This is a genomic window from Alphaproteobacteria bacterium HT1-32 (genome assembly GCA_009649675.1).
GTDB lineage: Bacteria > Pseudomonadota > Alphaproteobacteria > Rhodospirillales > HT1-32 > HT1-32.
The window spans coordinates 61,722-76,241 of the sequence record WJPL01000005.1; the positions used below are offsets into that span (position 1 = coordinate 61,722).

13 protein-coding genes are annotated in these 14,520 nt (G+C 58.0%); 8 read left to right on the forward strand and 5 right to left on the reverse strand.

Annotated elements, in window-relative coordinates; genetic code table 11:
* Positions 1-72: 72 nt before the first annotated feature.
* The 3 genes from GH722_20385 (at position 73) to GH722_20395 (ending at position 3,691) form a co-directional block, all read left to right on the forward strand.
* Positions 73-1,068, forward strand: a complete 996-nt coding sequence (locus GH722_20385; GenBank protein MRG74124.1) for a TAXI family TRAP transporter solute-binding subunit — start codon at positions 73-75, stop codon at positions 1,066-1,068.
* Positions 1,069-1,142: 74 nt separating this feature from the next.
* Positions 1,143-2,987, forward strand: coding sequence for a TRAP transporter fused permease subunit (locus GH722_20390; protein MRG74125.1), 1,845 nt, complete (start codon positions 1,143-1,145; stop codon positions 2,985-2,987).
* Entirely contained in the window at positions 2,984-3,691 is a 708-nt protein-coding gene (locus GH722_20395; GenBank protein ID MRG74126.1) for a class II aldolase/adducin family protein, read from the forward strand. The genes GH722_20390 and GH722_20395 overlap by 4 nt, the downstream gene beginning before the upstream one ends.
* Here the strand turns inward: GH722_20395 and GH722_20400 are convergent, their stop codons facing one another.
* Genes GH722_20400 through cueR form a run of 4 tightly spaced genes read right to left on the reverse strand, consistent with a single transcriptional unit; the run spans position 3,692 to position 6,416 of the window.
* Positions 3,692-4,156 (reverse strand): c-type cytochrome, encoded by a 465-nt coding sequence (locus tag GH722_20400; GenBank protein ID MRG74127.1) that lies wholly within the window; start codon positions 4,154-4,156, stop codon positions 3,692-3,694.
* On the reverse strand, positions 4,153-5,535 hold the full coding sequence (locus tag GH722_20405) for a multicopper oxidase domain-containing protein (GenBank protein MRG74128.1): 1,383 nt from the start codon (positions 5,533-5,535) through the stop codon (positions 4,153-4,155). The genes GH722_20400 and GH722_20405 overlap by 4 nt, the downstream gene beginning before the upstream one ends.
* Before the next feature lie 24 nt (positions 5,536-5,559).
* Entirely contained in the window at positions 5,560-6,021 is a 462-nt protein-coding gene (locus tag GH722_20410; GenBank protein ID MRG74129.1) for a hypothetical protein, read from the reverse strand.
* Entirely contained in the window at positions 6,018-6,416 is a 399-nt protein-coding gene (cueR, locus tag GH722_20415) for a Cu(I)-responsive transcriptional regulator (protein MRG74130.1), read from the reverse strand. The genes GH722_20410 and cueR overlap by 4 nt, the downstream gene beginning before the upstream one ends.
* 179 nt (positions 6,417-6,595) lie before the next feature.
* Between cueR and GH722_20420 the strand changes: the two genes are divergently transcribed.
* The 3 genes from GH722_20420 (at position 6,596) to GH722_20430 (ending at position 12,187) form a co-directional block, all read left to right on the forward strand.
* Positions 6,596-9,061: a heavy metal translocating P-type ATPase gene (locus tag GH722_20420; protein MRG74131.1), complete on the forward strand. Its 2,466-nt coding sequence runs from the start codon at positions 6,596-6,598 to the stop codon at positions 9,059-9,061.
* Between the two features lie 183 nt (positions 9,062-9,244).
* A complete protein-coding gene (locus GH722_20425) occupies positions 9,245-10,777 on the forward strand; it encodes a hypothetical protein (protein MRG74132.1) in 1,533 nt (510 codons plus the stop codon).
* Between the two features lie 105 nt (positions 10,778-10,882).
* Positions 10,883-12,187: an FAD-dependent oxidoreductase gene (locus GH722_20430; protein MRG74133.1), complete on the forward strand. Its 1,305-nt coding sequence runs from the start codon at positions 10,883-10,885 to the stop codon at positions 12,185-12,187.
* Between the two features lie 29 nt (positions 12,188-12,216).
* On the opposite strand, the gene GH722_20435 is transcribed toward GH722_20430, so the two are convergent.
* Positions 12,217-13,224 carry an MsnO8 family LLM class oxidoreductase gene (locus tag GH722_20435; protein MRG74134.1) on the reverse strand — a complete coding sequence of 336 codons (1,008 nt, stop codon included), beginning with the start codon at positions 13,222-13,224 and terminating at the stop codon, positions 12,217-12,219.
* A 106-nt stretch (positions 13,225-13,330) separates the two neighbouring features.
* Between GH722_20435 and GH722_20440 the strand changes: the two genes are divergently transcribed.
* Positions 13,331-14,032 (forward strand): hypothetical protein, encoded by a 702-nt coding sequence (locus GH722_20440; GenBank protein MRG74135.1) that lies wholly within the window; start codon positions 13,331-13,333, stop codon positions 14,030-14,032.
* Positions 14,033-14,096: 64 nt separating this feature from the next.
* Positions 14,097-14,462, forward strand: coding sequence for a hypothetical protein (locus GH722_20445; protein ID MRG74136.1), 366 nt, complete (start codon positions 14,097-14,099; stop codon positions 14,460-14,462).
* The last annotated feature ends 58 nt before the right edge of the window (positions 14,463-14,520 follow it).

The window sequence follows — 14,520 nt, forward strand, 5'->3', positions numbered from 1 at the left end:
AAGAATAATAATTACTCGCTATCAAAACTGGCGGGACTCTGATGTTCACGAACCACTGTCTGGGAGGACAACATGAACAAGACACTCCGGAATATCATGCTTGGTGCAACGGTCGCTGGCGGAATGGCTCTGGCCGTTCAGCCCGCACAGGCCGAATATAATCTGACGCTTTGTGGTGCGAGCCCGGGCGGTCTCTGGTCGCTGCTTGGCACCGGTGTCGACAATGCGGTGAAGGAATCCTTTCCGGGTTCGACGATCACCTATCAGACATCCGGCGGTGGTTTCGCCAACATCGTGCAGCTTGATCAGAAGAAATGTGATCTGGCGATCATTCATGATGCTGAGGTGAAAGCCGCCCTGTCCGGCAAAGAGCCGTTCAAGAGCCCGGTCGACAGCATGCGTACCCTTGCTGTCATGTACACCTGGGCGCCGCTGCAGCTCATCATGTCGAAAGACTACGCTGAGAAGAACGGCGTGAAGAGCATCGAAGATATCGCCGCGAAAAAGCTGCCGATCAATATTCTGCTCAACCGCCGCGGTAATGTGGTGAGTGACATCGGCGCATCCCTGCTGACCGCAGCCGGTGCCTCGGAAGAGAACATCAAGTCCTGGGGTGGCAGCGTTACCTATGCCGCGTCGAAAGAGCAGGGCGAACTGATGCGTGACCGTCGTGCCGATGCGATCCTGAATTCCCTGTTTGTTGGCCATCGCTCGATCAGCCAGCTGGCTTCGGCGATTGATCTGGCACTGATCCCGGTCGGCAAGGAAACCGCCGAAAAAGTCATGAAGGAATGGACCATCGGTGCATTCACCATTCCGTCCGATGCCTATGCATGGGCACCGAACGCAACGGACACCGTCACGGTTTCGGCCCAGCTTTTCGTCCGGGCGGATGCGGACCCGAAAATGGTCACCGACCTGACGGCGGCACTGCTGGATAATGCTGACAAGGTGGCTGGCGTCCATAAGGCGATGAGTGCACTGGATACCAAGCTGATGGCCTCCGCAACTGCGGCGCCTTATCACCCGGCTGCTGAAGCCGTCTATAAAGCCAAGGGTCTCCGGTAGACTCTGATCATCGTTGATCATTACGGGCCGCATACAGACACTGATCTGATGCGGCCCGGTTTTTCTGAAGGAATATAGCGGTGTCCCTGATTGCACTCGCCTTTGATACCGGTCTGCGCCGCAAGCCAGACGGACTGGTTGGTCTTGCCGTCAAAATTTATGCAGGTGCTGTCGCGGCCTGGGTGATCTATGCCGCCGGGTTTTCACGGGAAGATGTGCTGTCGCTGACCATCATCTTTCTGGCCCTGATGCTGGTTCTGACCTTTTTGCTGATAACACCGACCGCAGAAGCCGACCCGCAACGCTTGCCCTGGTACGAATGGGTCCTGGCACTGATTGCACTGGCCTGTGGTGTGTATTTTGTGTCTGAGAGCGACAGTATCGCCCAGCGGATCACCTTGCTGGACCCGCTGTCGGATTATGACTTCGCGGCCTCGCTGGCGATTATCCTGCTGTCGCTGGAGGCCATGCGCCGGACGGTGGGAATTGGCCTGACCGCGATTGTCGTCAGTTTCATTATTTACAATCTGTTCGGCGACCTGCTTTCCGGTCCGCTCAGTCACGGTGAGATTACGCTGACGCATTTCCTCGATATCATGGTGTTCACCACGGATGGGCTGTTCGGGGTGCCCCTGCGTGTTGCGGCAACCTACGCTTTCATTTTCGTATTGTTTGGCACGACGCTGGCGAAGACCGGTGGCGCCGACTTCTTCTTTGATCTTGCGGCGTCCCTGACCGGACGGTCACGCGGTGGTCCGGCAAAGATCGCGGTTATTTCGTCGGGCCTGTATGGCACCATTTCCGGCAGCCCGACTTCCGATGTTGTGACCACCGGGTCTGTCACGATCCCGATGATGAAGCGCCTTGGCTACAACCCGGCTTTCGCCGGTGCGGTTGAGGTTGCAGCATCAACCGGTGGCAGTCTGGTGCCGCCTGTTATGGGAGCTGCGGCCTTCATCATGGCGGAATATACGGGTATCCCGTATGTCGACATTGCCTTTGCGGCATTGTTGCCGGCGCTGCTGTATTATCTCCCGATCTATCTGCAGGTCCACTTGCGGGCTGAAAGAATAGGCCTTGAAGGGCTGGATGCAGACAAGATTCCAAAAATCAGTGCGACCTTGCGGAAAGGCGGCCTGTTCCTGATCCCGCTGATTGTGATTACCTGGACCCTGCTGGAAGGCTATACGCCGACTTATGCCGGTATCTATGGTACCTTGTCGGTTATCATCGTCTCGATGTTCCGGCGTGAAACCCGCCTGACCCCGTCGAAAAGTTTCGACATTCTGTCCGACACCTGCGTCAAAATGGTTGCGGTAACCGGGGCCTGTGCGGCTGCCGGGCTGGTGATCGGCGGGATCACCATGACGGGGCTGGCCTCGAAATTTTCAACGGTGGTATTCCTGCTGTCAGGGCAGAATCTGCTGATCTCGCTGCTGGTGGCGGCCGGTCTGACAATCCTGCTGGGGATGGGGATGCCAACACCCAGCGCCTATATTCTGGCGGCGGTTCTGATCGCCCCGGTCATGGCTGATCTCGGGGTACCGGTGATGGCGGGCCATCTGTTTCTGCTCTACTTCGCGGTGATGTCGGCACTCACACCACCAGTTGCGGTGGCGGCTTATGCGGCGGCGGCGATAGCGGATGAAGCGCCACTGAAGATTGCGGGGATGGCGGTTCGTATTGCCATCGGTGCCTTTATCGTACCCTTCACCTTTATCTATGATCCGGCGCTGATCCTTGAAGGAAGCTGGGTTGATATCACCAGTGCCTTTATTCTGGTTTCTGCGGGGCTGGTCGTTTTTGTGATTGGTCAGGAAGGATATTTCCGGACATCGCTTGGCACTGCCGCCCGTCTGGGCTGTATCGTTGCCGGCTTTGCCCTGATGTTTGCCCGGCCGCTGCTGGGGTTTGCCTGATGACCGGGCATATCGACGAGCTCCGGGCTGATCTGGTACGGGCCAACCATATCCTCGCCAATGAGGAAGTGCTGGATGTCTTCGGGCATATCAGTGTTCGTCATCCGGACAGGCCGGACCGTTTTCTGCTGTCCCGCTCTCTCGCTCCCGGACAGGTAACCGATGCCGACCTGATGGAGTTCGATCTTGAAGGCCGGGTAACGGCAGGCGACCAGCGTCCGTATCTCGAACGCTTCATTCACAGTGCCATCTATGCCGCACGACCGGATGTGCATTCAGTTGTTCATCATCACGCCCCCTCGGTATTGCCTTTCACCCTGACCGATCAGCCCCTGAAACCGGTGTTTCATCTGGGCTCGGTTGCCGGGTTGCAGGCTCCGTTGTGGGACAGTCAGGATGATTTCGGGGACACCTCCATGCTGGTTGCCTCGCCGGAAATGGGGGCGTCGATGGCACGGGGACTGGGGAGCAATCCGACTGGCCTGTTACGCCGTCATGGTGCGATCTGTGTTGGTCCGAATATCCGTCAGGTCACCTTCATCGCGATCTGTATGCGTGATAATGCGGAACTGCTGCTGAAGGCGCTGGCAATCGGTACGCCGGATTACCTGTCTCCCGGCGAAGTCGAAAAGGCAGCGAAGGCACATGACGGCGGTCGACCCGTTCAGCGCGCCTGGGACTTCTGGTCCAGCCGGGTAAGCTGATCAGTCATTCGTGGCCGTCAGTTCCGCCTGCTTTTTCCGTGCCCGTTCAGACCAGCGGGACCGGATATAGGCAAGGACATCCCTGATTTCGTCGTCTGACAGAATACCCTCAAAGGCTGGCATGGCGCTGGTGATGGCAGTGATGCCGTTTTCATCCAGATAGGCCTGACCGCCAAATTTCGTATAGGCGAACAACACGCTGTCCGGATGATGCCATGTATGGCCGCTGTCATCATGTGGCGGGGCGGGCAGGGTATTGTCCGGCCTGCGCTCACGCCAGCCTGGCTGGCCCTGAAGGTTCGTGCCGTGGCAGGAGGCGCAGTTGGCTGCGTATAGCACTGCGCCCTGCACAGGATCGGATGCTGTGGTGGTAACGGGCAGCTTGTCTGTCCAGAAACTGTAGGCTGTGATGATGAGGCCGGTGGTAACAACGGCACCAATTGCTGTGACGATCATTGGTCTCATGATACGCGAAACCAGGTCATCATACCGGCGGCGGAATGTTCGACCATATGACAGTGCAGCAGCCAGTCGCCGGGATTGTCCGCGACGAAGGCTATCTCGGCCGTCTCGCCCCGGTTGACCAGCAGGGTGTCGCGCAGCGGGCCGGTTTTGCCGCCATCAAGAACCTGACGGAAATGGTGCCCGTGCAGATGCATCGCATGTGGCCAGGCCGTCTCGTTGGCCATTCTGATGCGGACGGTCTCTCCCCGTGCTGCACTGAGCAGCGGGTCGGCAGGCATATCGGCCATGCCGTTGAAGGACCAGGCTTTGCCCTGACCGACCAGATCACGGATGCCCATCATTTTGCCGCCCATCATGGCGCTGCCCATACGGCCCATCGCGCCACCTTCCATTTTAAGGTCTGTGAGTCTGGCTGATGCGACATCCCCGAGCGGCGGAAGCAGGTTCGGGGGAAGCGATGCAGGAGTTGCCAGCACTGTGCTGCGGGCACGACCGGTGACGGTGAAGGTTGCCATGGCGTAGCCGCTGTCTCCTTCGGCAGAGGCCAGAAAGGCTTCTCCACCATCGGCAGCAAGTATATCGACGATCAGGTCTGCCCGCTGTGCCGGTGCCAGTGTGATCGTCCCGGCGGATTCCGGCGTTTCAAGCGGCTGGCCATCCAGCGCAATGATCCATCCGGCCATCTGGCGGAGCTGAACTGACAATATCCGGGCGTTTGATGTGTTGATGAGCCGCAGGCGCAGGCGCTCATGCTGTTTTACGTCCAGCCGGTAATCACCGTTGCCATTGACCGTCAGCCAGTTGCCAAGCCGCCCGCCATGGGACCAGTCATGCATGGCACCGAAATTTTCAGCAATGCTGGCATCTTCGGTGAGGCGCCAGTCATCAATCAGCAGAACTTCATCGCGGTCGGTTTGCGGCGGGTTCGATTCTTCGACGATCAGCGCACCATAAAGACCACGGGCCAGTTGTTCCCATGTCCGGTTATGCGGGTGATACCAGTAAGTCCCGGCGTCCGGGGCAACAAAATCATAAAGGAAACTGTCGCCTGCCGGAACAACTTCCTGTGTCAGACCGGGGACGCCATCCATAGCATTGTCGATACGGATGCCATGCCAGTGAATGGTGGAGGCCTGCGGCAATTCGTTGACGAAACGTCGGACCAGTCGTTCGCCCTGCTTTACCCGTAAGGTCGGGCCGGGAACAGTGCCTTCATAGCCCCATATCTTCGTCGGTGCATATTTCTCGGGAGCAATCTGCGCAGTGCCGGGGCGAGCGTGAATTTCAGGTGCCGCGGCTCTGGCCAGATGAACGGGCAGGGCGGCACCGACACCGACAGCGGCTGAACCGGCGAGGAAATGCCTGCGTGATGTTCTCATCTTCTTGTTTCCGGTTTTCTGTTTCTATTTCGGACGTCGGAATTGTCGATGGCAGGAAGTACAGGAAGCCGCCAGTTGCCTGATTGCTGTCATCATCTCCGCCTGCTCAGCCTGTGCTGAAGCGAGCTTTGTCAGAGTCTCCGCCTTGCGCAAAAGGCCGGATGCTTCTGACTGGAAAATATCCCATTCCTCCCAGATTATTGCTTCTGCCTCGCTTCGCATCGTTTTGCTGCTTTCCGGAAACAGGCGGGTCATATTTTCACCGCTATGTTTTGCGATACTGCGAGCCAGAATGATGATTTCTTTCCGGTCATAATTCTCGCCGGAGCGGATGATCCCGGCGATTTTTTTGAGACTGGTTTCCATCTTGGACATCTGGTTCATCCGCTGTTTGACGATACCTGTCGCCCCTTCGTGCGCGGTGACCGGTAGACTGACCAGAATTGCCAGAGCAGCGAGTGAGACACAGGCGATGACAGGGTTCATTCGGCGACCGATGCTCCCGCCAGGTCATTCAGTATGGGACAATCCGGCCGGTCATCGCCGTGGCAGCGTTTCACCAGGTCCCGGAGTGTTGAGCGCATGCTTTCAAGCTCGGTTATTTTGCGGTCAATTTCTGTGAGATGCTGCTGGGCAAGATCTTTGACATCGGCGCTGGCCCGCTCGCGGTCGGCATAAAGAGCAATCAGCGCCCGGCAATCCTCAATCGTAAAGCCTAGCGATCGTGCGCGGGCTAGAAAGGCAAGCTTGTGAATGTCAGGGTCAGAAAACTGTCTGTACCCGTTAAGGTCGCGGCCCGGCGTGATCAGGCCAATATCCTCATAGTACCGGATGGTCTTTGCCGGCAGCCCGCTTTTCTCTGAAACCGTACCGATATTCATGGCCGTTACTCCTGGATATATGCAGATGATAAGGGTTCCGGTAACTGGAAGGTCAAGGTTGTTGCTGTGGATCAGCCGGTCTCATCCGGAATCAGGTTTGTTATGGCGTGAAATGCGTCTCAGAGAGACCTCTTGACCTTCCAGTGACTGGAAGGATTAAAACGGCTGTCATCAGATTAATGTTTGCTTTGGAACAGGCCATGACAACAACGACTGAAACCATCACCCGCGACCCGGTTTGCGGGATGACTGTGGACCCGGCGGCGGACAAGCCGGTGCATAATCACGATGGCCACGACTATCATTTCTGTGCACAGCGATGTCATGACCGCTTTGTCGACAAGCCGGAGGACTTCATTGAAGCAGAAGACCCGGTCTGCGGCATGAGCGTATTCCGGGCGACGGCCAGACATATGGCAAAGCATGAGGGCGGGCGATTTTATTTCTGCTCGTCACGGTGTCAGTCGCGGTTTGAAGATGCGCCGCAGGATTATCTGGGCGACCGGGCAGCAGCCGAGCCGATGCCGGAGGGTACGCAATACACCTGTCCGATGGATCCGGAGATCATCCGGGATGAACCGGGGGATTGCCCGGTTTGCGGAATGGCGCTGGAGCCGATGACACCCTCGGCTGATGCCGGGCCAAACCCTGAACTGGTCGATTTCCGCCGCCGTCTCTGGATCGGGGCACCCATGGCGCTGGCCGTATTTCTGCTGGAAATGGGGCAGCATGTGGGGTTGCCGGTTGTCGATTTGTTTGGACCTGCCCTGCATCTTTGGCTGCAAATGCTGCTGGGTACGCCGGTAGTCCTGTGGGTGGGCTGGCCGTTTCTGAAACGCGGCTGGTCTTCGGTTATCAACCGCAGCCCGAACATGTGGACCCTGATTGCCATCGGTGTTGGTTCGGCCTGGCTGTTCAGTATGGTCGCTGCACTGGTTCCCGGTATTTTTCCGGCCAGTCTGCTGGGCGCACACGGAACGCCGCCAGTCTATTTCGAGGCCGCAGCAGTGATCATCATTCTGGTGCTGATCGGGCAGGTGCTGGAACTGACGGCACGTGACCGCACCGGCGATGCCATTCGTGCTTTGCTGAACCTTGCCCCCAAAACCGCCCGGAAGGTAACGGATGACGGTGAGCAGGATGTGCCGCTGGATGAGGTGAAGGCGGGCGATCACTTGCGTGTGCGACCGGGTGAGGGTGTGCCGGTTGACGGACATCTGGCCGAAGGCTCGTCATCGGTTGACGAGAGCATGATCACCGGTGAGCCGATTCCGGTTGAGAAACGGAAAGGTGATGCGGTCATCGGTGGCACCCTGAACCGGACCGGCTCTTTCGTGATGGCGGCGGCGCGGGTGGGCTCGGAAACGACGTTATCCCGTATCGTTGATCTGGTGGCAAAGGCACAGCGCAGCCGGGCACCGATCCAGTCGATGGTCGACAAGGTTGCTGCCTGGTTTGTGCCGACGGTGGTTGGCGTCGCTGTTATTGCTTTCGCAGCATGGATGGTCATCGGGCCGGAACCGGCCCTGTCCTATGCCATCGTTGCGGCTGTCAGTGTGCTGATTATTGCCTGTCCCTGTGCCCTGGGGCTGGCGACACCGATGTCGATCATGGTGGCGACCGGGCGTGGCGCGCAGTCCGGTGTACTGATCCGTGACGCCGAAGCGCTGGAACGGTTTGCCGGGGTTGATGTTCTGGTTGTCGACAAGACCGGTACCCTGACCGAGGGTAAACCTGCTTTGACGGATGTCATCACGACGGGCGATGTGGCGGATGCCGACCTGCTGGGTGTTGCAGCCGCGCTGGAGAAGGGGTCTGAGCATCCGCTGGCAGAAGCCATTCTGGAAGGTGCGAAATCACGGGATGTGGTGGCAGAAAGTATAGAAGATTTTGATGCGGTCACCGGGAAAGGCGTTCGCGGCAGGTTAGGGGATGTCGAAGTCGCCCTCGGCAATGCGGCGCTGATGCGCGATATCAGTGTTGATATCAGCGCGGTGACAAAGACGGCAGAAGACCTGCAGAGTGATGGCAAGACCGCCATGTTCGTTGCGCGGGACGGGCAGATTCTGGGTGTCATCGCTGTTGCCGACCGGATCAAGGAGACCACCCCTGACGCCATCATGGCGTTGAAGGAGCTGGGGTTGCGGATCGTCATGGCGACCGGCGACAGCCAGCGCACGGCAAAGGCTGTGGCTAAGACGCTGGACATTGATGAAGTTCATGCAGATGTCAGTCCGGAAGATAAGCATGACCTGATCACCCGGCTGAAGAATGAGGGACACAGCGTGGCCATGGCCGGTGATGGCGTGAATGACGCACCGGCGCTGGCGGCGGCTGATGTCGGGATTGCAATGGGAACCGGCGCTGATGTTGCGATGGAAAGTGCAGGTATCACGCTGGTGAAGGGTGATCTGGACGGCATCGTCCGGGCCCGTGCGCTGTCACAGGCAGCCATGCGGAACATTCGCCAGAACCTGTTTTTTGCCTTCGCCTATAATGCGGCGGGCGTGCCGGTTGCCGCGGGGATTCTCTATCCGGTCTTCGGTCTTCTGCTGTCACCGATGATAGCGGCAGCAGCGATGAGCCTGTCCTCGGTCTCGGTTATCGGCAACGCCCTGCGGCTGCGGGTGGTGAAATTGCGGTGAGGTTATGGAAATGCATGCAATGTTGTGCCTGTTTTCCGTGAGCAGGGGAAAAACTGATTTCATCAACGCAAAAATGCATGCAATACTTTCCTGATCAGATGCATATCAAAGGAAAGTCCGATGCCAGACAGCAGCCCGAATCCGTTTGCCCGTGGACCCCATCGTCCGGGATCGCCGGATAGTCTGCCGAGTTTTGCATCACCGCCGTTGCAGTCTGCACGACCGCCGCGTTGCCCGCCTTTTGTCGAGATCACCAATTCTGATCAGTTGCTGCCCTATCTCGAACATGTGGCGCAGCGTCCTTATAACCACGGCCTGAATGCCTGCTGGGATTTGCAGGAAGGCGAGCGGGTCATGCTGCGGGTTGATAACTGGCATTCCGAACTGACCATCGAGGCCTGCAAGAAGATCCTCGAAAAGTACAAGGTGAAGTACGAGATCAAATATATCGACCGGGGGCCGGTGCCGCAGTGGGTCGGGGCTGATGAGGTTGATTACTATCTGTTCCGCACCAAGGAGCTCGCGGAATGGATGGACATGTGGGAAGAGGAAGAGAAAAAGCAGCAATATGACAAGATCCTGATGGGCTATGGCGGACCGGTGCTGGCCGAACGCTACATCAAGATTCAGCGTATGCCTTTCATCACACCGGAAATTCTGGCTTCTCCGGCTCATGCCATGCCGATTGAAGTGCTGAATGCCATTGACCGCTGGACCTGGGACCGGGTGCGAACGGCGAAGCGTGTACGAATTACCGATCCGGAAGGCACGGATATCGAATTCACCAACCATGATGAGTACTGGGACGAAAACCGGGAGTTCTATAACGCGGAGCTGACGGCAGCGACCTGGACCACCAATGAGCATTTCGGGAAACAGTATCTGCCCGGCCATATCACGGGCCGTCCCTGGATGTTCCATCCGTTCAAGGAAGATGGCTGCGGTATCATCGCCGGGACGACCAACCATATCGCCCCCTGCGACTGGACCCGGCTGACCGTTGAAAATTCCAAGATCATGAAGATCGAGGAAGGCGGCGAGTTTGGTGACAAGCTGCGCGACGTCATGGAAAAGACCAAGGACATCCAGTATCCGACCTTCCCGAGCAAGGGCATCATGCACTGGTGGGAAGCCTCCATCGGTACCAACCCGCATATCCACCGCCCCCGGAAAGATTTCCCGTCGGGCTTTGTAAACTGCCTGTATGAACGGGTCCGTTCCGGCGTTATCCATATGGGATTCGGGACCATCATCTCGTCGATGGCGGAACGTGAAGCGGCCCGTGCCGGACATCTGGTCGGCCACTGGCATCTGCATCTCTATTTCCCGACCTATACGACAGAGCGGGAAGGCGATAATGAACCGGTCATCGAAAATGGCCGGTTGCTGGCGCTGGATGACCCGAAGATCCGCAAGCTCTGCGCCAACTATGGCGATCCTGAAATGTGGCTGGATGAAAGCTGGAACCCGGCTGTGCCCGGCATCAACATGGATGGTGAATATTGGGAACATTACGCGAAAGACCCGCTGCACTGGGTCAACACCGAGCTGGAGGTCTGCCGGAACTACCACCCGATGTTTATGAAAATGACCGGCGCAGATGACAAATATTGCCACGGCGCCGGCGCGGACTGGTGGAAGGGCGGCTGTTGTGATCATAGCGGTGTCTCGGCACCGGTATTGCCGGGTAATTGCTGCGGCCACGATCACGACTGACCTGCCGACGGCTGTCCGGATACCTCCCCCGGACAGCCGGTGCTTGGCCCGGGGGCTCTCTGCTCATAGTCTCTCCGTCACGAATAGTGCAGGAGAGGCGAGCGTATGACCGACAGTTATGATGCCATCATTATTGGTGCAGGTGTTATCGGTGCCTGTACCGCCTATGAGATGGCTAAGAAGGGCTGGAAAACCCTGAATATTGATCGCAATCCGTCTGCCGGATATGGCTCGACTTCTGCTTCCTGTGCGATCATCCGGACCTATTATTCCGTCATTGATACCTGCGCACTGGCCTATGAAGGCTGGTTCTACTGGAAGGACTGGGCGAACTATATAGGCTCGCCGGACCCGCGCGGGATGGTGACCTACCACGATGTCGGCTGCATGGTGACAAAGACGGCGCAGAATGGCGAGATGGCCAGTGTTCTCGCCATGATGGACCAGATTGGCTGCCCCTATGAGCATCTGACGCCCGCTGACATGAAGGAACGCCTGCCGTTCATGGATACACGCCTGTATGGCCCGGCAAAGGCCCCGGAAGATCCGGATTTCGGTCTGCCGACGGGCAGGGAGGTGATTGGCGGGGTGTTCTTCCCGCGTGGCGGTTATGTCAGCGATCCCGGACTGGCGGCGCAGAATGCGGAACATGCGGCGCGCGGGGCTGGCGGATCGTTCCTGTTCAATGCTGATGTTGTTGAAATCCGCAGGGCAGGAGGTCGCGTGCAGGGTGTCACGCTGGGTGATGGCCGGCAGATCGATGCGAAGGTGGTGATCAATGTGGCAGGGCCGCATTCTGCCCGGATCAATCAGATGGCGGGCGTGTTCGACAGCATGAAAATGAAAACACGGGCATTGCGGCACGAAGTTGCTCATGCCCCGGCCCCCGCAGGCTTTGATTTTGAGGGAAATGGCTGCGTGACATCGGATAGCGATATCGCGACCTACGCCCGTCCCGAACTCGGCAACCATGTGCTGATCGGCTCGGAAGACCCGGAATGCGACAGCCGCGACTGGGTTGATCCGGATGACTATAATACTGATCTGTCAGATCAGGCACGGACACAGGCCCTTCGCATGGCGCAGCGATTTGAAGGGCTGGGAATTCCCAACAGTATCCGGGGGGTGGTGGGCCTGTATGATGTCACCGATGACTGGATACCGGTCTATGACCGCACGGATCTGGATGGCTTCTATGTTGCTATCGGCACCAGCGGCAACCAGTTCAAGAATGCGCCGGTTGTCGGCAAGCTGATGACGGCTCTGGTTGAGGCCTGTGAAGGCGGTCAGGATCATGACCGGGATCCGGTCGATTTCACCTACGACCATATTGGCCGTACGCATTCCCTCGGTTTCTTCTCCCGCAACCGGGAAATCAATCCGGACTCCAGTTTCTCCGTTCTCGGCTGACCTGAAAGCTCCCGGTCTTCCGTCCGGGGTCAGGCCATTCCGAATTCTCGGGCCAGCAATTCATAGGAACGGCGTTTGGCGGCGGGGTCGTGGCTCCAGGTCAGGACGACGATCTCGTCGACATCATGTTCTTCTGACAGCGCCCGGAGTTTGTCACCAACCTCATCGGCAGTACCACAGATGGCATCCTTGCGGAGTTGCTCCATGCGGAGTTTCTCGCTGCCATAATATTTAAAGTCAGCCAGCGCCTCCGGTGACTGAACCGGGGTCAGCTGGCCCCGGTCGCGCGTGGCTTTCCAGTGGGCACGGGGGATGAACACATGGTCTGCTTCGGCTTTTGTCTCCGCCGCAATTGCCCAGACGCAAAGTGCGACATGGGGTTTTGGGTGGGCTTCGCTGGGCTGATAATTCTGCCGGTAGACATCAAGGGCGCGGGCAACGCCGCCGCCATCTGTAATGAAATGGGCAAAGCAGTAGGGCATGCCGAAATGCGCGGCGCATTGCGCACCATAGTCTGACGTTCCAAGCATCCAGACAGTCGGTGAGGTGTCGCCGGACGGGAAGGCCCGGATGTTCTGGAAAGGATGGCCTTCACTCAGCGGTGAACCGGAGGTCCAGGCCATCAGGTCGCGAACGGCTGCGGGGAATTGTTCATGCGCCCGGGCGGCATTCGGGTTCAGGGCAAAGGCGGTATGTCCGTCAGAACCGGGAGCCCGGCCGACACCGAGGTCGATCCGATCCGGCGCGAGGGCATCAAGCACCCGGAACTGTTCCGCAACCTTGTAGGCAGAGTAATGAGGCAACATCACGCCCGCGCTGCCGATGCGGATTTTTGATGTCCGTGCGGCGATGGCGGCCATCAGTATTTCCGGGGCTGACCCGGCAATGGTGTCATGGTTGTGATGCTCCGCGACCCAGAATCGTTTGTAGCCAAGTGCTTCGGCTGCTTCGGCCATAGCCAGGGTATCGCGGATGGAGTCGCCCTGTGGACGGCCGGCAATGGCGACGGATTGATCGAGGACGGAAAGCTGGAGCATGTTGAAACCATTCGATATGAGTGCGTCTTGCGCTGTTGCCTGACTATAGGAGCCGTATCCGGATGGTAACAGCGGTCTGGCCATTTAACCTGTAATCCGGCATGTCATGACGATGTTCGCGAATCACCTTCTGCACACCTATATGACCACCCGGCTGGCCGGGTCCGACGGTGTCGTGCTGGACCTCGGGGCCTCGACGGCTGATTTTTCCGCCCATATCGTGGGGTTGTATGATCTCGATTGTCTGGCCTTTGAGGCGCATCCCGGAAAGCTGGAGCGGATGGCATCTCATCCCCGGATCAGTCTGTTCAACCGGCTGGTCAGTGGCACTGATTATGAACAGCGCAATGTTGCGGAGCAGGATAACGGCTATGTCTGGGTCAGTGAACTTGAGACCGAGCTGGGTGGTGAGACGGCCCGTTCCGTGAATGTCGCATCAATCAACCTCGCCGGTATTCTGGCGCTGGTCGGAGACCGGCCGGTCGCTTTGGCGAAAGTTGATATCGAAGGCTCGGAATTTGCGTTCTTTGAAGCCGCCACCGACGCCCAGATCCTTCGGGTTGAACAATTCACCATCGAGTTTCATGACTTCCTTGATCCGGCGTTATCGCCTGCTGTCGATGCGGTTCGCCAACGGCTGGAAGGGCTTGGATATCAGTGGATGAAGTTCACCCGCCATACCAACGGGGATGTGCTTGCCGTGCGTGCCGACTGTCTGCCTGCCGGCTGGAGGCTCCGCTATCTGTTTGAAAAATACCGCTCCGGGATATCCCGGATATTGCAGCGGATGGCCGGCAAGGCTGCCTGACGGCTTGTCGCAGGGGGGGCTGCCGGTTCATCATGCCTGAAATGACGAATCAGAAGGCAGGCAGATGAAGCTGATATCAGGAATTGTCGGACTGGCGTTGCTGGGTGTGTCCGGCATCGCAATGGCCGATGAAGAGAAGGCCGAAGTTAAACATTGCATGCGCATGGCCTATGCAATGAAAAGCCACAACTTTGCGAAGTTTGGCGTTCAGGTGAAAAGATATCGCAATATTGCCGGGACGATCCGGGTGAATCTGGCATATGCCGGTATTGATGCAGACGGGGCCGGAACGACCGGGTCTTTCGAATGCCGGTTCCGCTCAACCGAAGTCCGGGCCGGAACCCTGGATGCCGCCACAGTGTTTATTGACCGGGGCAGGCTGACCAAGGAGGCACTGGCCAAATATAACGCTCTGGCAAGGGGCGAATAAGGCCGGCTCTTAACCGGATACTAACCATCCCGAAGGATAGTGCAGGACAGGCACCTGC